General features: G+C 61.6%; 25 protein-coding genes. 12 read left to right on the forward strand and 13 right to left on the reverse strand.

Going from position 1 to position 24,974, the window contains the following annotated elements; all coding sequences use genetic code 11:
• The first annotated feature begins 24 nt into the window (after window positions 1-24).
• On the forward strand, window positions 25-1,485 hold the full coding sequence (locus ABD842_RS11045) for a HAMP domain-containing sensor histidine kinase (protein ID WP_345113457.1): 1,461 nt from the start codon (window positions 25-27) through the stop codon (window positions 1,483-1,485).
• A gap of 26 nt (window positions 1,486-1,511) precedes the next feature.
• On the opposite strand, the gene ABD842_RS11050 is transcribed toward ABD842_RS11045, so the two are convergent.
• On the reverse strand, window positions 1,512-2,654 hold the full coding sequence (locus ABD842_RS11050; RefSeq protein ID WP_345113459.1) for a J domain-containing protein: 1,143 nt from the start codon (window positions 2,652-2,654) through the stop codon (window positions 1,512-1,514).
• A gap of 150 nt (window positions 2,655-2,804) precedes the next feature.
• Between ABD842_RS11050 and ABD842_RS11055 the strand changes: the two genes are divergently transcribed.
• Genes ABD842_RS11055 through ABD842_RS11065 form a run of 3 tightly spaced genes read left to right on the forward strand, consistent with a single transcriptional unit; the run spans window position 2,805 to window position 4,712 of the window.
• Window positions 2,805-3,182 carry a phage holin family protein gene (locus tag ABD842_RS11055; RefSeq protein WP_345113462.1) on the forward strand — a complete coding sequence of 126 codons (378 nt, stop codon included), beginning with the start codon at window positions 2,805-2,807 and terminating at the stop codon, window positions 3,180-3,182.
• Between the two features lie 8 nt (window positions 3,183-3,190).
• The gene (locus tag ABD842_RS11060; protein ID WP_345113465.1) at window positions 3,191-3,964 is read left to right on the forward strand and encodes a hypothetical protein; all 774 of its coding nucleotides are present in this window, start codon (window positions 3,191-3,193) and stop codon (window positions 3,962-3,964) included.
• Window positions 3,942-4,712: a geranylgeranylglyceryl/heptaprenylglyceryl phosphate synthase gene (locus ABD842_RS11065; RefSeq protein ID WP_345113468.1), complete on the forward strand. Its 771-nt coding sequence runs from the start codon at window positions 3,942-3,944 to the stop codon at window positions 4,710-4,712. Before ABD842_RS11060 ends, ABD842_RS11065 begins: the two co-directional genes overlap by 23 nt.
• A gap of 112 nt (window positions 4,713-4,824) precedes the next feature.
• On the opposite strand, the gene ABD842_RS11070 is transcribed toward ABD842_RS11065, so the two are convergent.
• From ABD842_RS11070 to panC, 7 genes are all read right to left on the reverse strand, one after another.
• Entirely contained in the window at window positions 4,825-5,748 is a 924-nt protein-coding gene (locus ABD842_RS11070) for a helix-turn-helix domain-containing protein (protein WP_345113471.1), read from the reverse strand.
• 158 nt (window positions 5,749-5,906) lie between these two features.
• Window positions 5,907-7,046 carry an acyl-CoA dehydrogenase gene (locus ABD842_RS11075; RefSeq protein ID WP_345113473.1) on the reverse strand — a complete coding sequence of 380 codons (1,140 nt, stop codon included), beginning with the start codon at window positions 7,044-7,046 and terminating at the stop codon, window positions 5,907-5,909.
• Window positions 7,047-7,364: 318 nt separating this feature from the next.
• Complete coding sequence (locus ABD842_RS11080) at window positions 7,365-8,039, reverse strand: zinc metallopeptidase (protein ID WP_345113476.1); 675 nt, start codon at window positions 8,037-8,039, stop codon at window positions 7,365-7,367.
• Between the two features lie 34 nt (window positions 8,040-8,073).
• Window positions 8,074-8,559 carry a D-glycero-beta-D-manno-heptose 1-phosphate adenylyltransferase gene (gene rfaE2, locus ABD842_RS11085; protein ID WP_345113479.1) on the reverse strand — a complete coding sequence of 162 codons (486 nt, stop codon included), beginning with the start codon at window positions 8,557-8,559 and terminating at the stop codon, window positions 8,074-8,076.
• A complete protein-coding gene (locus ABD842_RS11090; RefSeq protein WP_345113482.1) occupies window positions 8,549-9,598 on the reverse strand; it encodes a lysylphosphatidylglycerol synthase transmembrane domain-containing protein in 1,050 nt (349 codons plus the stop codon). Before ABD842_RS11090 ends, rfaE2 begins: the two co-directional genes overlap by 11 nt.
• 86 nt (window positions 9,599-9,684) lie before the next feature.
• Window positions 9,685-10,032, reverse strand: coding sequence for an aspartate 1-decarboxylase (panD, locus tag ABD842_RS11095; RefSeq protein ID WP_345113485.1), 348 nt, complete (start codon window positions 10,030-10,032; stop codon window positions 9,685-9,687).
• 71 nt (window positions 10,033-10,103) lie between these two features.
• Complete coding sequence (panC, locus tag ABD842_RS11100) at window positions 10,104-10,955, reverse strand: pantoate--beta-alanine ligase (protein ID WP_345113488.1); 852 nt, start codon at window positions 10,953-10,955, stop codon at window positions 10,104-10,106.
• Between the two features lie 117 nt (window positions 10,956-11,072).
• Here panC and ABD842_RS11105 point away from each other — a divergent pair, with 117 nt between their 5' ends.
• The 7 genes from ABD842_RS11105 to ABD842_RS11135 all read left to right on the forward strand — a co-directional run bounded on the left by ABD842_RS11105 (window position 11,073) and on the right by ABD842_RS11135 (window position 19,111).
• Window positions 11,073-11,885, forward strand: coding sequence for a glycogen/starch synthase (locus tag ABD842_RS11105; protein WP_345113491.1), 813 nt, complete (start codon window positions 11,073-11,075; stop codon window positions 11,883-11,885).
• Window positions 11,869-13,380: a DUF4270 family protein gene (locus tag ABD842_RS11110; RefSeq protein ID WP_345113494.1), complete on the forward strand. Its 1,512-nt coding sequence runs from the start codon at window positions 11,869-11,871 to the stop codon at window positions 13,378-13,380. The genes ABD842_RS11105 and ABD842_RS11110 overlap by 17 nt, the downstream gene beginning before the upstream one ends.
• A gap of 96 nt (window positions 13,381-13,476) precedes the next feature.
• On the forward strand, window positions 13,477-15,312 hold the full coding sequence (gene glmS / locus ABD842_RS11115) for a glutamine--fructose-6-phosphate transaminase (isomerizing) (protein ID WP_345113497.1): 1,836 nt from the start codon (window positions 13,477-13,479) through the stop codon (window positions 15,310-15,312).
• Between the two features lie 140 nt (window positions 15,313-15,452).
• Complete coding sequence (locus ABD842_RS11120) at window positions 15,453-15,839, forward strand: RidA family protein (protein WP_345113500.1); 387 nt, start codon at window positions 15,453-15,455, stop codon at window positions 15,837-15,839.
• Between the two features lie 203 nt (window positions 15,840-16,042).
• Window positions 16,043-17,581 carry a glutamate--tRNA ligase gene (gene gltX / locus ABD842_RS11125; RefSeq protein ID WP_345113502.1) on the forward strand — a complete coding sequence of 513 codons (1,539 nt, stop codon included), beginning with the start codon at window positions 16,043-16,045 and terminating at the stop codon, window positions 17,579-17,581.
• A 239-nt stretch (window positions 17,582-17,820) separates the two neighbouring features.
• Entirely contained in the window at window positions 17,821-18,189 is a 369-nt protein-coding gene (locus ABD842_RS11130) for a hypothetical protein (protein ID WP_345113505.1), read from the forward strand.
• Between the two features lie 139 nt (window positions 18,190-18,328).
• Window positions 18,329-19,111: a TIGR00266 family protein gene (locus ABD842_RS11135; protein ID WP_345113507.1), complete on the forward strand. Its 783-nt coding sequence runs from the start codon at window positions 18,329-18,331 to the stop codon at window positions 19,109-19,111.
• 18 nt (window positions 19,112-19,129) lie between these two features.
• Here ABD842_RS11135 and ABD842_RS11140 read toward each other — a convergent pair whose 3' ends face one another.
• The 5 genes from ABD842_RS11140 to ABD842_RS11160 form a co-directional block, all read right to left on the reverse strand.
• The gene (locus tag ABD842_RS11140) at window positions 19,130-19,420 is read right to left on the reverse strand and encodes a hypothetical protein (protein WP_345113510.1); all 291 of its coding nucleotides are present in this window, start codon (window positions 19,418-19,420) and stop codon (window positions 19,130-19,132) included.
• Window positions 19,421-19,560: 140 nt separating this feature from the next.
• The gene (locus ABD842_RS11145) at window positions 19,561-20,031 is read right to left on the reverse strand and encodes a toxin-antitoxin system YwqK family antitoxin (RefSeq protein ID WP_345113513.1); all 471 of its coding nucleotides are present in this window, start codon (window positions 20,029-20,031) and stop codon (window positions 19,561-19,563) included.
• A 92-nt stretch (window positions 20,032-20,123) separates the two neighbouring features.
• Window positions 20,124-21,644: a GH3 auxin-responsive promoter family protein gene (locus ABD842_RS11150; RefSeq protein ID WP_345113516.1), complete on the reverse strand. Its 1,521-nt coding sequence runs from the start codon at window positions 21,642-21,644 to the stop codon at window positions 20,124-20,126.
• A gap of 3 nt (window positions 21,645-21,647) precedes the next feature.
• Window positions 21,648-22,382 carry an LPS export ABC transporter ATP-binding protein gene (gene lptB / locus ABD842_RS11155; RefSeq protein ID WP_345113519.1) on the reverse strand — a complete coding sequence of 245 codons (735 nt, stop codon included), beginning with the start codon at window positions 22,380-22,382 and terminating at the stop codon, window positions 21,648-21,650.
• Between the two features lie 106 nt (window positions 22,383-22,488).
• Window positions 22,489-24,327, reverse strand: coding sequence for a M61 family metallopeptidase (locus tag ABD842_RS11160; RefSeq protein ID WP_345113522.1), 1,839 nt, complete (start codon window positions 24,325-24,327; stop codon window positions 22,489-22,491).
• 236 nt (window positions 24,328-24,563) lie between these two features.
• Between ABD842_RS11160 and ABD842_RS11165 the strand changes: the two genes are divergently transcribed.
• Window positions 24,564-24,947 (forward strand): DoxX family protein, encoded by a 384-nt coding sequence (locus tag ABD842_RS11165; RefSeq protein WP_345113525.1) that lies wholly within the window; start codon window positions 24,564-24,566, stop codon window positions 24,945-24,947.
• The last annotated feature ends 27 nt before the right edge of the window (window positions 24,948-24,974 follow it).

Below are 24,974 nucleotides of genomic sequence, written 5' to 3' on the forward strand. Positions count from 1 at the left end.
TTACATCATTATGCTTTTCCAGCCATGAGCTTAAAGAACAAAATCCGCCTCAGCGTTTTCCTGCTGCTGCTGCTGCTGCTGGGGCTGGGCGGCTACGCCTTTTTCACCATCAGCCACCTCGAAGCCGGCGCCCCGGGCATCGAGCAGTCCGACTTCAACACGGCCCGCGGGGCGGTGCTGGCCTTTCTGCTGGCGGGCACCGCCGTGGGCATCACCATGATGGTGCGGCTGCCGCGCATGGTGGTGCGGCCCCTGCGCCGCCTCACCGTCGACGTGGAGCGGGTGGCCGACTCGGGTACGGCCACCCGCGTGGCGGTGGGCAAGCGCGACGAGGTGGGCACGGTGGCGGCAGCCGTCAACCGCGTGCTGAGCCAGGCCGAGGATGACCGCCGCATCACCCTGGCCGAGCTGTTTACGGAGCGCAACCGCATGGAAAACCTCGTCCGTAGCCTCGACGAAGGGCTGCTGCTGCTCGATGAGCACGGCGTGATTGTGCTGGCCAACCCGGTGGCCTGCTTCCTGCTCGGGCTGCCGGCGCCGGCGCTGCTGGGCCACGTGGCGGCGGACGTGGCCCGCACCAACGAAACCGTGCGCAGCCTGCTGGTGCCGCTGGCCCAGGCCAACCTGGCCGGCGACAACGTGCCGGACCCCATCTTCACCTTTACCCACCAGATCAGGGCCCCGCACTACCAGCTCAGCATCAGCCCTATCGAAGCCGTGGTGCCGGCCCCGGGCAAGCCGGCCGCCGGGGGCCACATCTTCTGCCTGCGCAATGTGTCCGACTTCAAAAAGCTGGATCAGGTGAAGTCGAACTTTCTGGCGACCATCTCCCACGAGCTCAAAACGCCGCTGGCCAGCATCAACCTCAGCCTGATGCTGCTCCAGGATGAGCGTACCGACCCGGCGGAGCGGCAGCGTATTGCCGGCGGCATCCGGGAGGAAACCCAGCGCCTGCTCCAGATGGTGGGCCAGCTCATCGACGTGTCGCGCCTCGATGCCGGCGCCGACATCAAGCTCAACGTGCAGCCCGTGACCCTGGCCGACGTGGTGCGCTACGCCACCGACACCGTGCGTGCGCAGCTCGACGACAAGCAGCTGCGCCTCGAAACCCAGCTGCCCGACACCCTGCCCACGGCCCATGCCGACGTGGAGAAAACCACCTGGGTGCTCATCAACCTGCTGGCCAACGCCATCCGCTACTCCCCGCCCGGGGAGGTACTGCTGCTCCGCGCCGTGCCTTGGGGCGACATGGTGCGCGTCAGCATCCACGACCAGGGGCCGGGCATTGCGCCCGAGTACCATAAGCGCATCTTCCAGCGCTTTGCCGAGCTGCCCGCCTCCGTCGGGCAGCGCCAGGGCAGCTCGGGGCTGGGGCTGAGCATCTCCCGGGAGTTTATCAGTGCCCAGGGCGGCCAGCTGTGGGTGGAAAGCGCCCCGGGCAAAGGCAGCATCTTCCTGTTTACCCTGCCGCTGGTGGCGGAATAAAGCCTCCGGGCGGGCAATAGGCGGGCCTACGGGCAGCTTTTTCGGTAGGCTTCCGCCGCGTACACATACCCCAGCTTCCCGGCCCGCCGGAAAAACTCGCAGGCCGCCGGCCGGTTGCCCTCCTGCTGCGCCAGCCGCCCCAGCAGAAAATTCACCTGCCCATTGCGCGGGCTGTTTTCCAGCACCTGCCGGTAATCGGTGCGGGCAGCCCCAAAATTCTGCTGCTTGTAGTAGGCCAGGCCACGGTAGGTCAGGTACTTGAGCGACAAGGGCTGCCGGGCCGTCAGGCGCTGGCGCAGGCCGGTGCTGAAGTCGTGCACGGCTTCCGGAAACCGGCGCAGCTCAAACAGCCGCAGCTCCCCGCGGGCCAGCCAGGCCGCGCTCAGCGTCGAGTCCAGCGTCACGGCCCGGGTCAGGCTCAGCTCCGCCGAGTCGGGCCGGCCCAGGCTGGCCTGGCACTGCCCCAGCCGAAACAGCAGCCCGGCCGTTTCCGGCACCGACTTGCTGTCGGCCAGAGCCGCGGAGTAGTCGGCGCGGGCGGCGCGGAAGTCGCGGTACATCAGCTGCTCCAGCTCGCCCCGACGGCGCAGGGCCTCACTGTACCGGGGCTTGAAGTGCAGGGCCTCGGTCAGAAAGCTGTGGGCCGCGCTCCACTCGCGCCGGGCGTAGGCGCGCACCCCGTCCTCGTAGTTGCTCACGGCCGTCACGTGGTCCATCGTCACCTTCACCGACAGCATAAACAGCAGCAGCAGCAAGAACAGGCCGGCCGTGAGCAGGTAGTCGCGGCGGGTGAACTTGGCGCGCTGCCGGGGCATGCGCTGATAGTGCCGCTCGGCCGCGCCGGCCGGGCGCCGGGTGCGGAGCGGGGCCGGCGGGGGCATGGGCACCCCGTACACCTGCTGGGCCTGGGGCGCGTACTGCTGCTGGCGCCGGGCTTCGTCGGCCCGGCGGGCCGCCTGCCGCAGCTGGTAGTCGTAGCCGGCGCGGCGGGTGGCGTCGCCGAGCACGTGGTAGGCGGCATTGACGGCTTTGAACTGCTCCTCAAACTGGGTGCTGCCCCCGTGCTTGTCGGGGTGAAAGCGTACCGCCAGCCGCTTGTACGCCCCCTTTATTTCTGCCGCCGGCGCGGTGGCTGAAACGCCCAATACCTGATAGTGATTCTGACTCAAAACGCGGCAGTATATAGTAAAAGTAAGGCCTTTTTCAGACACGAAGCCTACTTTCCCGTATGGAATGGACGGCTCGAAAAACACCGTTTCCCGTTGTTTTCGGCCGCTGCCCTTCTAAACATTATTCTTCGCCTTTCTTCTCCCCGCCGTATGGCTTACGACGACGACGCTACCAAAACGCCCCGCAACGACAGTATTGTCGGCAACCTGATGGGTTACCTCGACACGCGCATTGATCTGGTGCGCCTCGAAACCCAGGAAAAAGTAAAAAACGCCTTCGTGGGCACCGTCCACGGCGCGGCCATGGGCCTGTTTGGACTGCTGTTCCTTATTTTCCTGAGCATCTTCGCCGGCCTGGCCCTCAACAGTGCCCTGGACAGTCCCTACTGGGGCTTTGGCATTGTGGCGGGCTTCTATCTGGTACTGCTGATCATCTTCCTGGTAGGAGTTGACAAGAAGCTCTTCCAGGGCATTGCCGACAAGCTGCTGAACAACACCATTTACAAATCTGACAAACGTCAAGCATAACCTGACTTATGGCTGAGCTGCACAATCCCCTGTTTGAGGATGAGAAGGAATTTCTGGAGCGCCAGAAGCTCGAGTACGAGCGGGCCCTGCTGGGCGACGTAGACCAAATCAAGGAAAAAGGGCAGCAGGTTGGCAAGTATGCGCTGATCGGGGCGGGCCTGGCCGGGAGCGTATGGCTGATTGCCAAAGCCTTCAGCAAGAAGAAACCCCGCTTCGACGATGAGGAAGACCACGAGGCGGAGTATCTGCGCCACCAGCAGCCGGCCCGATCCAAGAAGAAAACCCACAAAGGCGCGCACTTCGCCCAGCTCCACACCGACGTCGACACGGCCGTAGCCGACGACCTGGGCTTTGGGGCCGGACAGCACCAGTACGATCGGGGCCGCACCGCCCCCACCCACGAGCGGGCGCACCTGGCCCACGACGTGTACCACACCGACTCGGCCGACCCGTTTGCCTCCCAGCCCGTGTGGCGGCGCGAATCCAACACCACGCCGGCTCCTTACCAGGCGGCGGCCAATCAAAAGCCCTCATCGGAAGCGGCCAACCTGGCGGCATCGGCCCTGCAGTCGTTTCTGCAGTCTGATACCGGCAAAATGTTGATTGCACAGGTTTCGGCCGTGCTCATGGCTTACGTGGCCAAAAAAGTCGGGGAATATTTACCTATGATCAAAAATCCCGACCTTGCGACTTCTCCCGCCTACACTACCTCGGAGCCGGAGACCAAGGATATCGACTTTACGTACCACGAAGAAGCGGATGCGCCTCACAAGCCTCTATGAAACCCTAAGTAAGCGTCGGGCGCGCGGCCAGAAATCCCTGGCCGTGCTCCTCGACCCTGACAACCTGGATGAGGCGGGCTGCCGGCATTTGCTGCAGCTGAGCGAAACCCACGCAGTAGATTACTTTTTTATGGGCGGCAGCCTGGTGACGACCGCTCGCCAGGCGTCGCTCATTCGTTTGATCAAGAGCCTGAGTGCCATTCCGGTGCTGCTCTTTCCCAGCCACAGCCTCCACCTCGACACCCAGGCCGACGGCATCTTGCTGTTGTCGCTGATTTCGGGACGCAACCCCGATTTTCTGATTGGCCAGCACGTCATAGCGGCCCCGCTGCTGCGGGCCAGCAACCTGCAGATCCTGCCCACCGGCTACATGCTCGTGGATACGGGTCGGCAGACTACGGCCAGCTACATGAGCGGCACTACGCCCCTGCCCTACGACAAGCCCGGTATTGCGGCCTGCACGGCCATGGCCGGGGAACAGCTGGGCCTGCGCCTGATGTACCTCGACGGGGGCAGCGGCGCCATGTATCCGGTGTCGCCGCCCATGATTCGGGCCGTGCGCCAGGCCGTTGACGTTCCCCTTATCGTTGGCGGCGGCATCAACACCGCCGAAAAAGCCCATGCAACCCTGACCGCCGGAGCAGACGTTATTGTCGTAGGCAATCAGATTGAGAAAGCCCCGGAATTTCTGGGGGAAGCCGCCCGGGTAGTCCGCACTTTTAATGCCGTGCTGGAAAGCACAATCTGACCCCGGACAGCACTCCCGGATAGGCACACCACTGACAACAGCAGCGGCTCCTCAGATGAGGAGCCGCTGCTGTTGTCAGTGGTGTGCCCAATGTATTTGGGCGAGGCCGGGACTAGATGTTCATGGCCGATTCACGGCGGCGCATTTTGCCGGCCGGAATCCCGAACATCATCTTGAAACGGCGGCAGAAGTAAGCGGTGTCCTTGTAGCCCACTTCCTTGCCGATGTCGCGGATGCTTTTCTTGGTAGTACGGAGCAGGAATACGGCCCGCTCCATGCGCTGGTACTCGATATAGTCCTGGGGGTTGATGCCGGTCAGCATCTTGAAGTACTGGCCCACGTAGTCCTCGCTCACATTGGCCACGCTCGACAGAACTTTGTTCGACAGGTCGCCACCGATGTTCTCCTTGATGTAGTTGAACAGGTCAATCAGGCGCGGGTCTTTGAAGTAGGTGCTGTTGGTGGCCAGCTGCTCCACAAACATCTTGTTTTTGAGGATGTAGCGCACGATTTCCACCACAATGTTCTCGGTGTAAATCGTGATGAGCCGCTCCCGGCCGGGCAGCTCCTGCATGCTCTCCTCCACCACCTTGATGACCAAATTGGCCAGCTTGGAGTTGCCGGTGATCAGGAAGGCCGGCACGTCGAGCGAGGCAAAGAAGTTCACCGAGTCGAAGACCTTGGCCTCGAAGCTCACGAAGCTGTGGCTTTCCTCGGCGTCGCCGATCAGGTCGAGGTCGGCGTTGGAGTGGAAGAACTTGTCCTTGTTGCTGATCAGGTCGTCGTTGGTGATGCTTTTGCCCGCCGATTCGCCATAGCTCACCTTGGTGGCCCGGCCGCCGGGAATAAACAGCATCTCTCCTTCTTCTACCACATGCTCCTCGTCGCCGAAGGCCACGCGGCCCTTATGCAGCAAGATGAGGTTGTTGCCGACATCATAATAATTGCGGACGGTAAACGGCTGCTGCAGAACCAGATTCTTGGCCTTGATGTAACGAACACCGAGGGATTCGATGACTTTATTGTAATCTTCCATATTCCGGGGGTGGTTAGGGTGCTAGGTTGGTACCGGGTAGATAGGAGTCCGGACTTAGACAATGCAAAATAACATATAAAAATTCACAAAAACGAAAAACCCAGCCAAAAAATGGCTGGGTTAAATGCAATGATTCTGACTTTTAGGCTATTCGGAAATTATTTGAGCAATTCCCGAGAGATTACAATTTTCTGAATCTCTGACGTTCCCTCGTAAATCTGGGTAATCTTGGCGTCGCGCATCATGCGCTCCACGTGGAATTCCTTAACAAAACCATATCCGCCGTGGATCTGCACGGCTTCAACGGCCGTGTCCATCGCCGTTTTGGAAGCAAACAGCTTGGCCATGGCCCCGGACTTGGCGTAGTCCAGATGCTGGTCCTTGTCGTTGGCGGCCTGCAGGCAGAGCAGGCGGGCAGCATCGATGTTGGTTGCCATGTCGGCCAGCTTGAACTGGATAGCCTGATGCTTGGAAATCTCCACCCCAAAGGCTTTGCGCTCTTTCGAGTACTTCAAAGACAGCTCGAGAGCCCCGGAAGCAATGCCCAGCGCCTGGGCAGCAATGCCGATCCGGCCGCCGGCCAGCACCTGCATGGCGAACTTGAAGCCGAAGCCATCTTCGCCGATGCGGTTTTCCTTGGGCACCTTCACGTCGGTGAACATCAGCGAGTGCGTATCGGAGCCACGGATACCGAGCTTGTTCTCCTTGTTGCCAATCACAAAACCGGGCATATCCTTCTCTACGATCAGTACGTTGATGCCGCGGTGCTTCAACTCAGGATTGGTTTGGGCAACGACCAGATAGACCGAGGCCGAGCTGCCGTTGGTAATCCAGTTTTTGGTGCCGTTGAGCAGGTAATGGTCGCCTTTATCCTCGGCGGTGGTCCGCTGCATGGTGGCGTCCGACCCTGCTTCGGGCTCCGACAGAGCAAATGCCCCGATCATTTCGCCGGTGGTGAGCTTGGTCAGGTATTTCTGCTTCTGCTCCTCGCTGCCGTACTTTTCCAGGCCCCAGCATACCAGCGAGTTATTCACCGACATGATGACGGAGCAGGAAGCATCCACCTTACTGATTTCCTCCATGGCCAGCACGTACGACACGGTATCCATGCCGCCGCCGCCGTATTCCGGGCTCACCATCATGCCCATGAAGCCCAGCTCGCCCATCTTCTTGATTTGCTCGGTGGGAAACTTCTGGTGCTCGTCGCGCTCAATAACTCCGGCCCACAGCTCACTCTGAGCAAAATCACGGGCGGCCGCCTGCACGGCGAGTTGTTCTTCGGTGAGTTGGAAATCCATACGGGAAAACTTGGGTGGGAATGAATAGGGGTCGCTGGGGCAGCGGAGAAGACTGTGACTCAAAATTAAGCCGGCAAGCGCGCAGAATAAGCAAACAGCCCGGATTTTTTCCGATTCCTGCCTAATTTCGGTGCTTGGCTCTAGCTGAGAAGGAAAATTAAGGCACTTTTGTTTTCGGGGTTCAGGCCCGCGAAACCCGCATTGCTACGCCCCGCTGGCAGCCTAGTATACACCGCAGAACCTACCGCCGGCTTTTGCAAAAGTCGCTGCTCCGGTGGCCCTGAGCAGCGGCTTCTGGTTTACCGAGCAATGGAACGGCTAGCGCCGGTCGCGGCCGCCCATGAAAATACTCACGTAGTAGAGCAGCGTAGCCAGGGAGCTGATGGCCGCTACCACGTACGTCATGGCGGCCCACCACAGTGCGTCTTTGGCCATGGCGTGCTCCTGGGTAGTGACGATACCACGCTTATCAATCCAGGCCAGGGCCCGACGGCTGGCATCGAACTCGACGGGCAGCGTGACAAAGCTAAACAGCGTGGTGAGTGAGAACAGGGCAATGCCCACGCCCAGCGGAATCATGCTGGTGCGCAGCAGGAGCACGCCGGCAATCAGAATCCAGGGCATGTAGGTGGCAACGCCGCTGAGCATGGGCACCATGGCCGAGCGAAACTGCAGCATACTGTAGGCCGTGGCGTGCTGCACGGCGTGGCCGCACTCGTGAGAGGCTACGGCCGCGGCGGCCGCGCTCCGCTCCTCGTACACGGACTCGCTGAGGTTGACGGTTTTATCGGCCGGGTTGTAGTGGTCGGTGAGGCGGCCTTCGGCGGAGATAACCCGCACGTCGGTGATGCCGTGGTCGGCGAGCATGAGCTCGGCAATCTGCCGGCCGGTCAGGCCCGACTGCAGACCAACTTTGGCGTACTCGCTGAATTTGCTGCGCAGACGCCACTGAATGAGCCAGCTTATGCCCATCATCACAAAGATGAGGATCATCACCGGACTTGAACTGAAATGCATAGTGAAGTTGCTAAGAGGTGAAAAGACGCTGAACGCGCTCCACGATACCGGTCGTGCTGTAGCCAGCTACGAGCGGTACGGTGAGCACCTGCCCACCATTCTCCAACACCAACTCGTGGCCTACAATTCCACTGATCGGATAGTCGTCGCCCTTCACCAGAATGTCGGGTTTGACCAGCGTAATCAGTTCCAGCGGCGTCGGCTCATCGAAGAGCACTACGGCATCAACAAACAAAAGGGACGCCAGGATGCGGGCCCGTGACAATTCGTCCTGGAGCGGCCGGCCGGGTTTGAGGCGGCTCACCGATGAGTCGGTATTGAGCCCTACGACGAGGGCGTCGCCGAGGTGGCGGGCCTTTTCCAGGTAGTCGACGTGGCCGAGGTGAAGCAAATCGAAGCAGCCGTTGGTAAAGACCACCTTGCGGCCCTGCGCCTGCCACTGCGCCACAACGGGCAGCAGGGCTTCGCGGCTGAGAATCTTGTCTTTACTCCACATGGGTTGGGGCCACCAGGGCCGGTTCGGTAGCTAGCTGCCGCAATGTCCGGCCCGACTTGAGCATGCTGGCCACGAAGCTGATACCGCCCATGAGTACCACGAGCAGCGTTTGGGCGCCGTGCACCACCAGGGCGTAGGCAATACCGGCCTCCTTCGAGACGCCGTACACCAGCAGAATTCCCTGCACCATGATGTGGAACGGCCCGATGCCGCCGGCTACCGGGGCCGCCATACCGAAGGCGCCGAAGGTAAGCACGGCTAAACCCGCCCGCATATCCAGCGAATAGGTGGCCGGAAAGCACTTGAAGGCCAAGTAATCCATCAGGTAATACACCGCCCAGGTGAAGAAGGTGTGGAACAGGAACAGCGCCTTGTTCTTCATCTTCAACACGCTGAACACGCCCGCCAGCAGTCCTTTCACAAAGACCATTACTTTGTTGAACAAGGCATTCTGGCGGAGCCGCTCCAGATTCCGGAACAGCGCATAGGCCAACCCGAGCAGCAGCAGCAGGGCAATGGCGGCGGCCACCAGCAGCGGCGTTCGGTTGCGGGCCAGCTCATCGTAGCGCGCCCCCAGCACGTTATCGGTTACGAACGACCAGAACGTGTTAAAGTCCAGCAGCAGCGTGCTGCCCAGCAGCAGCAGCAGCATCAGCACGTCGATTACCCGCTCGGTGACGACCGTGCCCAGGGCAATCTGCACCGGCACTTTGTTGGTGCGCTGCAGCACGGAGCAGCGAATGACTTCCCCCATACGTGGCAGCACCAGATTGGCCAGGTTACCCACCATACTGGCGTGGTACACATCCCAGAGCCCAACCTTATGCCCCGCAGCATCGAGCTGCATCTTCCAGCGGTAGGCCCGGCTGAAATAGCCCAGTACTGACAGCACCATGGTGGCCAAAAGCCACGTGTAGTCGGCCTCGCGCATGTGCCGGCCAATGCTGCTCAGGTCTTGGCCCTGCACGGCGTACCACATCAGCAGGCCCGAAACGGACAGCAGCAACGCGTATTTCAGGATATTAAACAGTGTCTTCATGCAGAAGCAGAATGGGGCGGGCCCGCCAGCGGCGGGGAAGCGTGCAGGAATAAAAAGGCTTGTACGAAAGTGGCCGTCAAATGGCGCTACGCCAGCCGGTTGTGCTGATCGGGGAAGATAACCGTCGGCTTGTGGGCCCGGGCCTCGGCAAAGTCAATCAGGGCGTAGGAAATGATAATCACAATGTCGCCCACGGCGACGCGGCGGGCGGCGGGCCCGTTCAGGCACAGCGTACCGGTGCCCCGCTCTCCCCGGATGGTGTAGGTTTCGAATCGTTCCCCGTTGTTCACGTTCACAATGGTCACTTTCTCGTTTTCTACCATGTTGGCCGCGTCCAGCAGGTCCTCATCAATAGTAACGCTGCCCACGTAATGCAGTTCGGCCTGGGTGACCTTGGCACGGTGGATTTTCGACTTGAGGACCTCGATATGCATAAGCTGAAAGAGCTGAATTTGGGCGCGCAAAGGTAGCTAAAACCGCCCGAACGCCGCATTGCTGGCCCGGCTCAGACCTGCACCACCAGATTGTCGATAAGCCGTACGCCCCCCAGGTAGGCCGCGACGCACAGCGCCACGGGCTGGCCCGGCTGCGCCACGCCCACGAGCGGCTGCAAAGTACGGGCATCCACCACCGCAAAGTATTCGGGGGTAATAGCAGACTCGGCGGCAATCAGCCGGCTGCCCGCGCCCTGAGCCGCTTCGGCAGTCTGCCCAGCCGTTACCAGCCGGGCGCCAGCTTCCAGCGCGGCGTGCAGCCGGGGAGCCACGGCCCGGTCGTTGGCTGCCAGCCGCCGGTTGCGCGACGACATAGCCAGGCCATCGGCTTCACGCACCGTAGGAAAGGCCACCACTTCCAGATCGAACGACAAATCGGCGGTTAGCTGCCGGATGACCGCCACCTGCTGCAGGTCTTTTTGGCCGAAGTAGGCCCGGTGCGGCCGGCTCAGGTGAAACAGCTTGCTCACCACCGTGGCTACCCCGTTGAAGTGTCCCGGCCGGTGGGCGCCTTCCATGACCCGCTCCAGGGGCCCAAAGTCAAAGGTCAGCACAGTCGGCTGCGGATACATCTGCTCCACGGAAGGCAGAAACAGCGCGGTGCAGCCCGCCGGGGCCAGCAGCGCCGCGTCGGCTTCGGGCAGGCGGGGGTAGAGGCGGAAATCCTCGGGGTTATTGAACTGGGTCGGGTTGACGAAGATGCTGACTACCACCACGTCGTTTTCCCGGGCGGCGGCGCGGACCAGCTGTAGGTGCCCTTCGTGGAGGGCCCCCATTGTGGGCACCAGGCCAATACGCTGACCGGCCTGACGCCATTTTTCCGCCCGGGCTTGCAACTCCGCGGCCGCTTGCAGTATCTCCATAAGTGAGTAGCCTGCGGAGGGGCCCGCAGGGGTGGTTGGTTGATATTTCGGTCAAAAATGCTTAATTTTGTGCATCCCAAAGTGTTGCCCTTTCCCAATCATACCAACTTCCCCCTTATGTCCAAGTTGAGAATACTCTACGCTGCCACGGAAATCAACCCGTTTTTGCAGACGACCAAGGTAGCGGAGTTTCTGCGGATGCTACCTCAGGGCATGCAGGAGATGGGGATGGAAATCCGCATTTTCGTGCCCCGTTTCGGTATTATCAACGAGCGTAAGAACCGTTTGCACGAGGTAGTGCGCCTGTCGGGTATCAACATTGCCGTGGGCGAAGAAGAGAAGCCGCTGATTATCAAGGTAGCTTCCATTCCCAACGCCAAGCTGCAGGTGTACTTCATCGACAACGAAGACTACTTCCACCGCAAGTCGGTGCTGGTCGACAAGAACGATAAATTTCACGCCGACAATGACGAGCGGGCTATTTTCTTCTGCAAAGGGGTACTCGAAACGGTCAAGAAGCTGGGCTGGGCGCCGGATATCGTGCACTGCAACGACTGGATGACGGGCCTGATTCCGATGTACCTGAAAACGACCTACAAGAAGGACCCGATTTTCAAGGACGCCAAGTCGGTGTTCACCATCTACAACAACGAGTTCAGCCACAAATTTGAAGGCGACATCATCGAGAAGGCCAAAATGCTGGACATTGATGACGAAATGCTGGCGGCCCTCAAGTCGGCTGACTTCGGCGGCTTCATCAAGGTGGGCATGGAATATGCTGACTCCGTGATGAAATCTGACGAAGACTTCAGCGACAACCTGAACGCCATGTTCACGGAATACTCGCAGAAAAAGCAGTTCGGCCAGGTTAGCGCCGACGAAAACCTGCTGACCTCTTACTACACTCTTTATAATGAATTGGCTAGCTAATAGCGCTTTCCGATCTGCATCGGCTTCCCTGTTTTCCGTTGCGCTGCTGTTTGCCGCGGCCAGCTGCGAAGACCCCAACGACTTAGGAGTAGAGCTACCGGGCACTGCCCCTATCAGCACCGAGTACCGAGATTATGCCGTCAATGCCTCCACCGTGCTGCAAAAGCCGGTGCAGACGCTGAACTCCAGCCGCTATCTGGTGGGTCGGGTTCAGGATGCCAAGCTGGGTACCACCACCGCCAAATCTTTCTTCAACCTGCAGACGCTGTTGGCGGGCTCGATTGTGTCCCCGAGCCAGTATGACAAGCAGATTCTGGATTCGGTGGTGATAGTAGCCAGCTTCGATCAGGTGTATGGCAGCTCCGCGCAGCCGGTAGCGTACGATGTGTTTCGGCTGGCAAGTCCGCTGGACGATCAAGGCACTTATAACTCTACTACCAACGTCGCGCTCCTTGAGCCCACAGTTGGTATCGGCAAGGGGCTGAAAAGCTCCCTCAACCGCACCCGAGTAGAAGAGCGCCCGAATGGGCTGAAGACAAAGAAAAATGTCTTGGTCGACAGCACCACCAGCGTAACGGTGCCCGACCGCAGCGTGCGGCTGACGGTTTTTCGCAAAGCGGCAGGCACTCTGCCGGCAGTTCCTTCGGCTTTTATCGAAGGTGTTTTCAACGCCATCAAAAGCAAGGACACGCCTTTCACCCAAACCGTCCTCAACGGCCTGTGGAAAGGCCTGGCGCTGGCGCCCTCCGACGGCTTTTCGAGTTCCGTGGTCGGCTTCAACCGGGCCCAGCAAAACCGGGTGATTTTCTATTATCACCTTGATGGCGGCACGGATGTTAATCCCGTCCCCTACCCCATCAGCTTCGAGAGCAGTGCGGGAGCCGCCAACGCACCCCGGTCCTTCACCCAGATAAGTACGGAGCTAACCGCGCCCTTCGACCAGCTCTCCGACTCAAAAAAATCCGTGTTGCCCAACACGACGGACCAAGCAGTATACATGCAGGATGGCCTGGGCCTGGGCACCAAGCTGGAGATTCCGGGGCTGGCCGAGCTGGTCAGCAACAAGGATGGTCTGGCCATCAACCGGGCGGAGCTGATCGTGCCGGTTAAGCCGTATACCAACGCGCTTTTTCCGCTGCCCCCGCAGGCCGTCGTCTATGAGCTGGGCGCAGACAACACTATTTTGCAGCGCACCGTCAATATTTCTCCTTTTGAGCGCCTGATTCAGGCTGATGGTACCAACCAGCAAAGTGCCGGCACCAATGCAGTGGCAACCTTCTACGATCTGGGCCCAACCAACAAGTACTATAGCCTGAGCATGACCAGCTACCTGCAGGCCTACATCTACGATGTGCTGGGAGCCGAACGGCCGGCAGCACTGATGCTGTTCCCGGTGGTACGCTATTCGTCAGGCACGGTCAACCTGACGCTGAACCGGGCCGTGCTCGACGCCCAAAACATCAAGTTGCGCGTATACTTCTCCAAGTTGCGCTAGCACTCCGTTTCTGTTTCCTCATAATCACTGCGGCACGGCCTTTGTTAAGGGCCGTGTCCTTTGATTTTCTCCCCTCAACTCTTTCTCTGACACACTATGTGCGGAATTGTCGCTTATATCGGGTATCGTGAAGCCTGCCCAATCATCATCAAGGGCCTGCGGCGGTTGGAATACCGCGGCTACGACTCGGCCGGCGTGGCGCTGCTAAACGGCACGCTGAACGTTTATAAAAAAAAGGGCAAAGTCCAGGAGCTCGAAAACTTCATTGCGGAGAAAGACACCCACGCCCACATCGGCATGGGCCATACCCGCTGGGCGACCCACGGCGAGCCGAACGACTCGAACGCGCACCCGCACTACTCCACCTCCGAGCGGATTGCCATTATTCACAATGGCATTATCGAAAACTACGCGGCGCTCAAAACGCACTTGCAGAAGCAAGGGCACGTTTTCCACTCCGATACGGACACGGAAGTATTCGTGAACCTGATTGAGGAAATCCAGAAGCAAAACAGCTGCTCGCTCGAAGAGGCCGTCCGCCTGGCGCTGCACGAAGTCGTTGGCGCCTACGCCATCGTCGTGCTGAGCAAAGACGATCCAAACCAGCTGATTGCGGCCCGTAAAGGCTCCCCGCTGGTTATCGGCGTGGGTAAAGACGAGTTTTTCCTGGCCTCTGATGCTACCCCCATCATCGAGTATACCAACGAGGTGATATATGTGAATGACTACGAAATTGTCGTCATCCGCGACGGCAAGCTCGATATTCGCAGCAAGGAAGACGTAAAGCAGACGCCCTATATCCAGAAACTGGAAATGGAGCTCGACAGCATCGAGAAAGGTGGCTACGAGCACTTCATGCTGAAGGAGATTTTCGAGCAGCCCCGCTCAATTCTCGACTCGATGCGTGGCCGCCTGGAACTGGAAGCGGGCCACCTGAACATGGGCGGCATCCGGGCTTACGAGCGGAAGTTTGTGAATGCCGAGCGGATTCTCATCGTGGCCTGCGGCACCTCCTGGCACGCCGGACTGGTAGCCGAGTACCTCATCGAGGACCTGGCCCGCATTCCGGTAGAAGTAGAATACGCTTCGGAATTCCGCTACCGCAACCCGATCATCACCGAGCGCGACATCGTCATTGCCATTTCCCAGTCGGGTGAAACGGCCGACACGCTGGCCGCCATCGAGCTGGCCAAGAGCAAGGGCGCGACTATCTTCGGTATCTGCAACGTGGTGGGCAGCAGCATTGCCCGCGCCACCGACGCGGGCGCCTACACCCACGCCGGTCCCGAAATCGGGGTGGCCTCCACCAAAGCCTTTACGGCCCAGGTGACGGTGCTCACGCTGCTGGCCATGATTGTGGGCCATCAGCGCGGCACGCTCTCCGACACCAAGATGCGGGCCCTGATGATGGAGCTCAGCAACATTCCCGCGAAAGTGGAGAAGGCGCTGCTGCTCGATACGGAGATTAAGCAGATTGCCGAAATTTTCAAGGACTCAACTAACTTCCTCTATCTGGGCCGCGGCTACAACTTCCCCGTAGCCCTGGAAGGCGCGCTCAAGCTTAAGGAAATCAGCTACATCCACGCCGAGGGCTACCCCGCGGCCGAGATGAAGCATGGCCCGATTGCTTTGATCGACGAGAACATGCCGGTGGTCGTTATTGCTACCAAGGACAGCTCGTATGAGAAGGTGGTGTCGAATATTCAGGAAGTAAAAGCCCGCAAGGGCCGCATCATTGCCGTGGTAACCGAAGGCGACGACGTGATTCCGTCCATGGCGGAATTCGTCATTGAGGTGCCGGCCACCAGCGAAGTGCTGATGCCGCTGGTATCGGTGGTTCCGCTGCAGCTGCTTTCCTACCACATTGCCGTCCTGCGCGGCTGCAACGTGGATCAGCCCCGGAACCTGGCTAAGTCGGTGACGGTGGAATAACCCGGATTACGCTTATCGGAAAAGGCCGCGCTGAAAATCAGCGCGGCCTTTTTTATGGCTCCGTCCCGGCAGCCGGGGTTATTTTTCCGCTTACTTTGGGACTGAAATTCTCCTGTTCACCCTCCTTTTTGCTGTTTGTAATGCCTAACACGATTATCTACTCCGCCGATGCCCCCGCGCCTATCGGGCCTTACAGCCAGGCTATCCAGGCCGGCAACACGGTATACGTCTCGGGCCAGATTCCGCTGGATGCCGGTGGGCAGCTGGTGGGCAGTGGCGACGTGGCCGCTGAAACGCACCAGGTGATGCGCAACCTGCAGGCGGTGCTGGCGGCGGCGGGCCTCACGCTGCTGGACGTGGTGAAGTGCAGCATCTTCGTCAAAGACCTCGGCAACTTCGGCCTGATCAACGAAATCTACGGCAGCTACTTCCCGGCCGACTACGCCCCGGCCCGCGAAACGGTGGAGGTGAGCCGGCTGCCCAAAGATGTGCAGGTCGAAATTTCGTGCATCGCGGTGAAGCCGTAAGGCCGCGTCTTACGGCGGAAGCTTTTTCCGTAGCCCAATGCCCAGTGGAGCAAGTGCTGAGCTGGCGCGGCAAGTCGGGTGCAAACGGCCGGCGCAGCGCCGGCTGAACGGAAAAGTCCCTAACCCACCACTTCACCACCTCACATTTCATACCTTTGCGCGGCGTTTTTCTATGCTGAAAGACGCCGCGAACCGACTGTTTTATGGAAAGAGAAGTACGGGTGCGTTTTGCGCCCAGTCCTACGGGGCCGCTGCACATCGGCGGCGTGCGCACGGCGCTGTATAACTACCTGCTGGCCCGCAAGCTGGGCGGCAAAATGCTGCTCCGCATTGAAGACACCGACCAGAACCGCTTTGTGCCCGGCGCCGAGCAGTACATCATGGACGCGCTGCGCTGGTGCGGTATCGAAATCGACGAGGGAATTGAGCAGGGCGGCCCCCACGCGCCTTACCGGCAGAGTGAGCGGAAACCCATGTACCGCCAGTACGCCCAGCAGCTCATCGACAGCGGCCACGCCTACTACGCTTTCGACACGCCCGAGGAGCTGGATGTCATGCGCGCCCGCCTGACGGCCGCCAAGGTGCCCAATCCGCAGTACAACAGCATCACCCGGGCCCAGATGCGCAACTCGCTGACCCTGCCCGAGGATGAGGTGAAGCAGCTGCTCGACGGCGGCAGCCAGTACGTTATCCGGCTGAAGGTGCCCCGCAAGGAGGAAATCCGGTTTAACGACCTGATCCGCGGCTGGGTAGTGGTGCATTCCTCGGCCGTCGACGATAAGGTGCTGATGAAGTCGGACGGCATGCCGACGTATCACCTGGCCAACATCGTGGACGACCACCTGATGGAAATCACCCACGTCATCCGGGGCGAAGAATGGCTGCCCTCGGCGCCGCTGCACGTGCTGCTGTACCGCTTTCTGGGCTGGGAAGACACCATGCCGCAGTTTGCCCACCTGCCGCTGCTGCTCAAGCCCGACGGCACCGGCAAGCTCAGCAAGCGCGACGGCGACAAGCTCGGCTTCCCGGTGTTCCCGCTGGAGTGGCACGGCACCGACGCCGAGGGCCAGCCGACGGTGAGCAGCGGCTACCGCGAGAGTGGCTACCTGCCCGAGGCCTTCATCAACTTCCTGGCCTTTCTGGGCTGGAACCCCGGTACCCAGCAGGAGCTGTTCACGATGCAGGAGCTGATTGACACGTTCACGATTGAGCGCGTGAGCAAGTCGCCGGCCCGCTTCGACCAGAACAAGGTGCGCTGGTACAACGAGCAGTATCTGCGGGCCAAGCCCGATGCCGAACTGGCCCAGTACCTGCTGGCCGACCTGCAGGCGCAGGGCCTCGACGTAACGGCAGCCAAAGCCGAGCAGATTGCGACCCTGGTGAAGGAGCGCGCGACGTTTCCCGCCGACCTGGCCAAGGAAGCCCAGCTGTTTTTCCAGCGCCCGACGGCCTATGACGAGCAGATTATCAGCAAGAAGTGGAATGCCGCAGTGGCCGAGGCCCTGGCTGCCTTCGCCCAGGCCCTGACCACTGCTCCCGACACCACACCCGACGGCATTAAAGCGCTGCTGACCCAGGTCGTAGAAGGCCAGGGGCTGAAGCTGGGCCAGGTGCTGCAGGCCCTGCGCGTGGCCGTAACCGGGGCCGGCGCCGGCCCCGACCTGATGCACATTATGAGCATTTTGGGCACGCAGGAAACCTCCGCGCGGATTCTGGCGGCCGTGGCGGCTTTGGCCGCCTAAGCAGATCCTGTGGGGCAGAAACTGCCTGCCAATAGAACTGCCTACCCTATAGCTGCCCACCGGAAACGGCGGGCAGCTTTTTTATGCCCGGGCCGGGAAGCTGCCTGCCGGCTGGTTTGCCGCAGGCAGGCAACCCTGCGCATCCGTGCAGCGAGTTGTCCCGTAAGCAGGAGCAGCAGCTGGAATTGCTGGAATGCTGCTCCGCTTACCTACCCTGACCACTTCAACCGGACGCTTGTATGGCTAAGAAACCCGTTAGTAAGACCAAGAAGACCGACCCCGACAAAAAGGCACGCGTCCACAAAGAGCTGGAAGGCTTTGAAATAAAGGTCAACCCGCTGGGCGAAATCACCTCTAACTATTCCATCGAGGACATCAACCTGTTCCTGAACCGCCACGTGCGCGACAAAAAGCTCGTGAACCGCGACGGGCAGTTTGGGGAAAAGGACGAGGATGAGTTCCCGCTCGAAGACGGCACCCAGGAGCCGGAGGAAACCGATGAGGACTTCATGCGCCGCACCAGCAAGGAAGCCAAGAAAAAGCCGGCCAAGGGCGACCCGGACGCTTCCGCCGAAGCCGATCTGCAGCGGGAGCTACCCGAAGCGTAAACGGGCGCCCAACGACTGGTCGGCCTTTAACACGGGCAGCCGTCCGGGTTCGGATGGCTGCCTTTTTGCTTGCGGGGCAGGGTCTGATTATGCGGGTTTCACTATACTTGAGGGTTGTTTCATCCTTTGCCCCGCCCCTATGCTTTCCCACGACATTGAGTACCGTATTCTGGGCTCTGACATTCAGGTTCTGGAGGTTGAGCTGGACCCCAACGAAACAGTGGTGGCCGAGGCCGGAGCCATGGTCTACATGGAAGAAGGCATTGCCTTCGAAACCAAGATGGGCGACGGCTCAGAACCCGACCAGGGTATTATGGGCAAGCTGTTTTCGGCCGGCACCCGCCTGCTTACCGGGGAGTCGCTGTTTATGACGCACTTCACCCACCGCGGCCCCACCGCCAAAAGCCGGGTAGCGTTTTCGGCGCCTTATCCGGGCACCATCATTCCCCTGGATTTACGAAGCCTGCCCGCGGGCCTGATCGTGCAGAAAGACGGTTTTCTGGCCGCCGCCAAGGGCACCAAAATCAGCATTCATTTCAACCAGCGCTTCGGGGCCGGCTTTTTCGGCGGGGAGGGCTTCATCCTGCAAAAGCTCACCGGCGACGGCAAAGCATTTATCCACGCCGGGGGCACCGTTATCGAAAAGCGCCTCAACAACGAGATTCTGCGCGTAGACACGGGCTGCATTGTGGCCTTCGAGCCTGGCGTAGACTTCAGCATTGCCCGCGCGGGCGGCCTGAAATCAATGATTTTCGGGGGCGAAGGACTGCTGCTGGCCACGCTGCAGGGCAGCGGCCGGGTCTGGATCCAGTCGATGCCCGTCAAGAAGCTCATCCAGGCCCTGATGCCCAACGGCGGCAATGCCGGCAAGGAAAGCGGCGGCGTGCTGGGCCGGCTGGTGGGCGGCGTGCTGGATGAATAGGGCGGAGCCGGGTGGCGCCTACTGCGCCGGGGCTGGCGCGGCCACGGGCGTCGTATCGGCCAGGGCGGGCGGAGCGGCCGGCAGACTGGCGGCGGTAGTATCGTCGTAGCTGACGGGCACCTTCGACTCGCCCCGGCCCATGGTGAAGACGATAACGCCCAGGCTGACGAGTAGCGCCACCAGCAGCAGCCCCAGGGCCCCCACTGTGGCTTTAGACTTCAGCTTCGAGGTCGTAGCGGCGGCAGAGGAGGAGTTCCGGCGCTTACGCCGGGAATAGGAGCGGTGCGAGGAGGATGCAACAGGTGGCACGGTGGGAGCGTGAGTGTTAACAATTACACAATATAGGGGTAAATCCAGCATTTTCTTATCCCTATGTTCCTGGTTTCCCAAATGGGAAGTCCCAGAACCCGGTTTTAGGTTACCCGCGTTGCCGGGGCCGTCGGCGGAAGCTATATGTTTTTCACGCTGAAGAGCTTACCCGTTTCGTAATACTCGATTTTCACGAGCTTGCCCGCGGCAGAATACACCGGCCATTCCCCAAACCAGTAGAAGTGCGCCCCATCCGGCTCGGCGACAATGCGGGCCTGGCCCGTGCGCAGCACGCGGCCGTTCGGATAAAAGTACGTGATGCTAAGCACGCCAGCCGGCGCTTTGGCATGCTTCTCCGTTCGCTCCAGGGTGCCACTCGAATCGTAGAAACGGGAGCGGCCTACCACGCGGCCGTGCCGGAACCGCTCCCGCGTAGCCAGGCGGCGGGGCGGACCGGGATAGTACGCCCGCCAGGGACCATGCGGCTGCAAAGCGGCATCGGAGCGGTGCTCGGACCAGAAGCCTACGGGGCCTTTGGTGGCTGAGCAGCTGCTCAGTAAGGCCAGCAGCCCCAGCACCAGCAGGACGCGGCAGTAGCTAGTGGTGACCATAGCAGCTGGTGGAGACGGCAAATAATCGGGGTGAGGCAATGTCAACCAAGATATTGGTTACAAGTCCATCCGCTGCGGAGCAGGCCGGACTACTACGCTATTTCGCGCAGGATTTCCTCCAGGAACTCGCGGGAATTGCTCAGGCGTGGAATCTTGTGCTGCCCGCCGAGCTTGCCTTTGCGGGCCAGCCAGCGGTCAAAGGTTCCGGTCGGCGCTACGGTCAGCACGGGGGCTGCCAGGGCCAGGTCGCGGTGACGCTTGGCGTCGTAGTCGGAGTTGAGCTGCCGCAGGGTTTCGTCGAGCACCCGGGTGAACTGCGCCGGGTCGTGGGGCGGGTGCGTGAACTCAATAATCCACTGGTGGCCGCCGCGGGAAGACTCGGTGGCCTCGAAGTAGATGGGGGCCGCCGTGAAGTCGCGCACGGTGGTGCCGGTGGCCCGGCAGGCGGCGGCCAGGGCAGCATCGGCGTTTTCGATGACGACTTCCTCCCCGAAGGCGTTCAGGAAGTGCTTGGTGCGGCCGGTGATGCGGATGCGGTAGGGCGCCAGGCTGGTGAAGCGCACCGTGTCGCCGATTTTGTAGCGCCACAGCCCGGCATTGGTGCTGATGACCAGCGCGTAGTTTTTGCCCCGCTCCACCTGCTCCAGCGTCAGCGTCTGCGGGATTTCGGCCTCGAACTGGTCGGCGGGGATAAACTCGTAGTAGATGCCGTGGTCGAGCAGCAGCAGCAGGTCCTCGCAGTCGGGCTGATCCTGGAAGGCGAAGTAGCCTTCCGAGGCGTTGTAGATTTCCAGGTAGCCCATCTGCTCACGGGGAATCAGCTGGCGAAACAGCTCCCGGTAGGGCCCGAACGCCACCGCCCCGTGCAGAAACAGCCGCAGGTTGGGCCAGACCTCGGTGATGTCGGCGGCCCCGGCCAGCTCCGTGACGCGGCGCAGCAGCACGATGATCCAGGTGGGCACCCCGGCCAGCACCGACACGTTGACGCCCAGCACGTGGCGGGCAATCCGCTCAATCTTTTCCTCCCACTCATCCAGCAAGGCCAGCTCCAGCGGGGGCGTGCGGATGTACTCGGCCCAGCCGGGCAGGTTCTGCATAATCACGGCCGACACGTCGCCGACGCGGGAGTCGGGCGCTTCGGGGCGGAACGGGTTGGGCGCGTGGGTGCCGCCCAGCGAGAGGGTTTTGCCATCCAGCACCCGCGACTCGGGGTAGAGCAGCGTGGCCGTGGCCGTCATGTCGCGGCCGGCGCGGTAGTGGCTCTCGTGCAGCGACGCCGGGGTGACGGGGATAAACTTGCTGCGGGCATTGGTAGTGCCCGACGACTTGGCAAACCACAGCACGCGGCCGGGCCAGAGCACGTCGACTTCCCCGCGCAGCACGCGCTCCAGGGTGGGATACAGCTCTTCGTAGCTGCTGATCGGCACCCGCTGGGCAAACTCCCGGGCACTGGGGGCGTCGGCGAAGCCGTAGCGATGGCCCCACTCGGTGGTGCGGGCGGCCAGCAGCAGCTCCTGCAGCACGCGCTGCTGCACCTCGTGCGGGTGCTGGCGGAAGTGGTCGATGCTGGCCAGCCGCCGCTGCACGGCCCACGTCAGGATAGAGCCAATCACGGCTTAGTAGACTTTACGCTTCAGCTCGAAATGCTTGCCCAGGTACACCCGGCGCACCATCTCGTCGGCCGCCAGCTCCTCGGCGGTGCCGGCCTTGAGCAGCTTGCCCTCGAAGAGCAGGTAGGCACGGTCGACGATGCTGAGCGTCTCGTTCACGTTGTGGTCGGTGATGAGGATGCCGATGTTCTTGTGCTTGAGCTTGGCCACGATGCCCTGAATCTCTTCCACGGCAATCGGGTCGACGCCGGCGAAGGGCTCGTCGAGGAGCACGAACTTGGGGTCGACGGCCAGGGCGCGGGCAATTTCGGTGCGCCGCCGCTCTCCCCCGCTGAGCACCCGGCCCAGGTTTTTGCGCACGTGGGTGAGGCTGAACTCGTTGAGCAGCTCCTCCACCTTGTCGCGCTGGGCCTGCTTGGGCATATCCGTCATTTCGAGCACCGAGAGGATGTTTTCCTCCACGCTCAGGTCGCGGAACACCGAGGCTTCCTGGGCCAGGTAGCCGATGCCCCGGCGGGCGCGCTGGTAGATGGGCAGCTTGGTGATGTCGTCGTCGTCGAGAAAGATGCGGCCCGAGTTGGGCTTCACCATCCCCACGGTCATGTAGAAGCAGGTGGTTTTGCCGGCGCCGTTGGGGCCCAGCAGGCCCACAATCTCGCCCTGCGCCACTTCCAGCGACATATCATTGACGACGGTGCGGGACTTGTAGGTCTTAACCAGGTGTTCGGCGCGAAGAATCATTGGCACAAAGGTAACGAGGAGTTGGGAGCTGACTGGAATGTAGTGCGTCCTGCTCATCTGGCGTCCGCGCAGTCGAAGCAGCACGTTCTTTTTCTAGCCATCGCTATTACCGCCGCGGGGTCAGCACTTTTTCGCGCAGGGCCACCTGGGCCGGCGTAGCGGCGGGGTTCAGCTCCAGCACGTTTTTCAGCGTTACGTCGAACTCCCGCGGGGTGGCTTTCTTTTCCTGGGCCGCCGCCGTACCCGACCGGAACCGCACCGTTACGGCCCCGGCCGACGTGGGCTCGACCAACGGGCGCAGCAGCTGCTCGGCGTTGGTCATGTCGAGCGGCGTGCCGTTCACGGCCAGCAGCACGTCGCCTTCGCTCAGGCCGAAGCCGTTCTGCTCGGGCGTGGTCTGGGCCACCAGGAACTGCTTCTGGTCGGTGTCGTAGCGGAAGCCCAGGTTGCCGAAGGCCATGACCTTGGCCTGCCCTTCGGCCTGAAACTGCCAGCCAATCTTGCTGAAGTACTCGGCGTAGGGCAAGGGCTGGCTGCCGATGACGTACTGGTCAAAGAACTGCTGGAGGGCGGGGTTGGTCAGGGCCACCACTTCCGGAATCAGGTCCTTGTCCTCGAACGAGCGGGTGGGGCCGTACTTCTGGCGCAGGGTCAGCAGCACGTCGCGCAGGCTCTGGCGGCCCTGGCTCAGCTCCTGGATGCGGATGTCGAGCAGCAGGCCGATGAGCGCGCCCTTCTCGTACACGTTGTCGTACATGTCCTTGTAGGGCGCTTCCAGAATCCGGCGGCTCATCTCGGTGAAGCTCACCGCGGGAAACTTTTCGGCCTTGTCGATTTTGTCCTTCATGCGCTGGCGGAACTCGTCGGGGGTGGTCAGGCCGCCGCGGGTCTGCACGAGCTGGGCAATGTACTCGGTCACGCCCTCGTAGAGCCACAGGTGCTGCGACATGCGGGGGCTGCGGAAGTCGAACTCGCCGATTTCGCGGGAGTGAATGTTCAGGGGGGCCAGCATGTGCAGAAACTCGTGGGACGCCACCTCCTGCACCATGCTGCGCAGCCGGTCGGCGGGCACTTCGGGCAGGAAGTAGAGCGACGAGTACGAGTGCTCCATGGCCCCGTAGCCGCCCTTGACGCTGGCCAGCGGGGAGCCGAAGCTGGGGAAGTACAGCAGGAAGTGGTACTCCGGCACCGGCATCTGCCCGAAGTACCGGGTCAGGGCCTCGGCCATGGGGCGGATGATTTCGCGCACCTGCGCGGCCTGCACGGCCCCGGTTTCCGACACCACGGCCACCGAAATCCGGGCCCCGCCGCTGCTGAAGCTGGCCGTGTCGGGCTTGCTGTACAGGATGGGCGCGTCGGCCAGGGCCACGTAGCTGGGGGCCGTAAACACGTCCTGGGTGGGCGTGGGGCGGCGCACGGCCAGGGAAGTAGCCCCGTAGAAGTCGGCGGGCTTGGCCACCGTCACCTGGTAGGGCTGCATCTTGTAGCCTTCGAGGTAGCCGTAGAGGCCGTAGTGGTTGAGCACGAAGTCGCGGCCGGCGTCGAAGTTGGTGCCCCCGGGCTGGAAGATGAAGCCGTCGTCCTGCTTCACGTCCCAGGTATCGTCCACGCGGTACTCGATACGGGCCAGGCTGGGGGCATTGTCGATGACGAACAGGTTGGCCCCGTCCTTGGTCACCTTGAGCGGCTTGCCTTTCTTATCGTAGGCCGCGAAGCCCGTCACGAAGCGGCCGTAGTCCTTTTTGGAGTAGGACCCGGGCACCACCGAGGGCATCACGTAGGTAGCCCGGGCCTCCTGCACCGGCGGCGGCAGGATGACCACCCGCACCTGGTCGTTGGTGGCTTGCTGCAAATCCAGGCTGATCCGGTAGCCGGCGGGCTGCTGGGCGAAGGCGGCCGGGGCGGCCAGCAGGGGAAGGCCGAGGGCCAGGGAGAAGAGCTTCATACACGAAACGGAGCTGGAACGGAGGACCGACAACGCCGGCCGGGGCCGGGCAGTACGTTGGTCTGCCCAAAGCTGGTAGTTTTCCGGCAGATTCAGCCTATCGCCGTAAGACAGCCGGCAGACGCCGTAGCGCCGCGCTGCTTCGCGGCGCGGCGTGGCACGACCGAAACCGCCCCGCCGAACCACCATCCGCAACGCCTGAGACGCGAGATACCGCGTCGCTACCCTTCTTGCCCATGCTCAAAACCCTCAGCCGCTACGTGCTGGCCCTGCTCTTTATTGGCGCCGGCATCACCCACTTCGTGGCCCCGGCATCCTTTCTGCGCATCGTGCCGCCTTACCTGCCGGCGCCGCTGCTGCTGGTGTATCTGAGCGGGGCGGCCGAACTAGCCGGCGGGCTGGGCCTGCTGCTGCCCGCCACCCGCCGCCGGGCCAGCTGGGGGCTGCTGGCGCTGCTGGTGGCCGTGTTTCCGGCCAACGTGTACATGCTCCAAACCCACGGCGCGGGCCTGCCGGTGCCCCTGTGGGCGCTGTGGCTGCGCCTGCCGCTGCAGCTGGTGCTGATGGCGTGGGTGTGGTGGGCGGGGCAGGAAGCAGCCGGACGGCCGGCCACCGTTTAGGGTATTCACTCAGGCAGCACGCTTTGG

This window comes from Hymenobacter algoricola, assembly GCF_039539525.1.
GTDB lineage: Bacteria > Bacteroidota > Bacteroidia > Cytophagales > Hymenobacteraceae > Hymenobacter > Hymenobacter algoricola.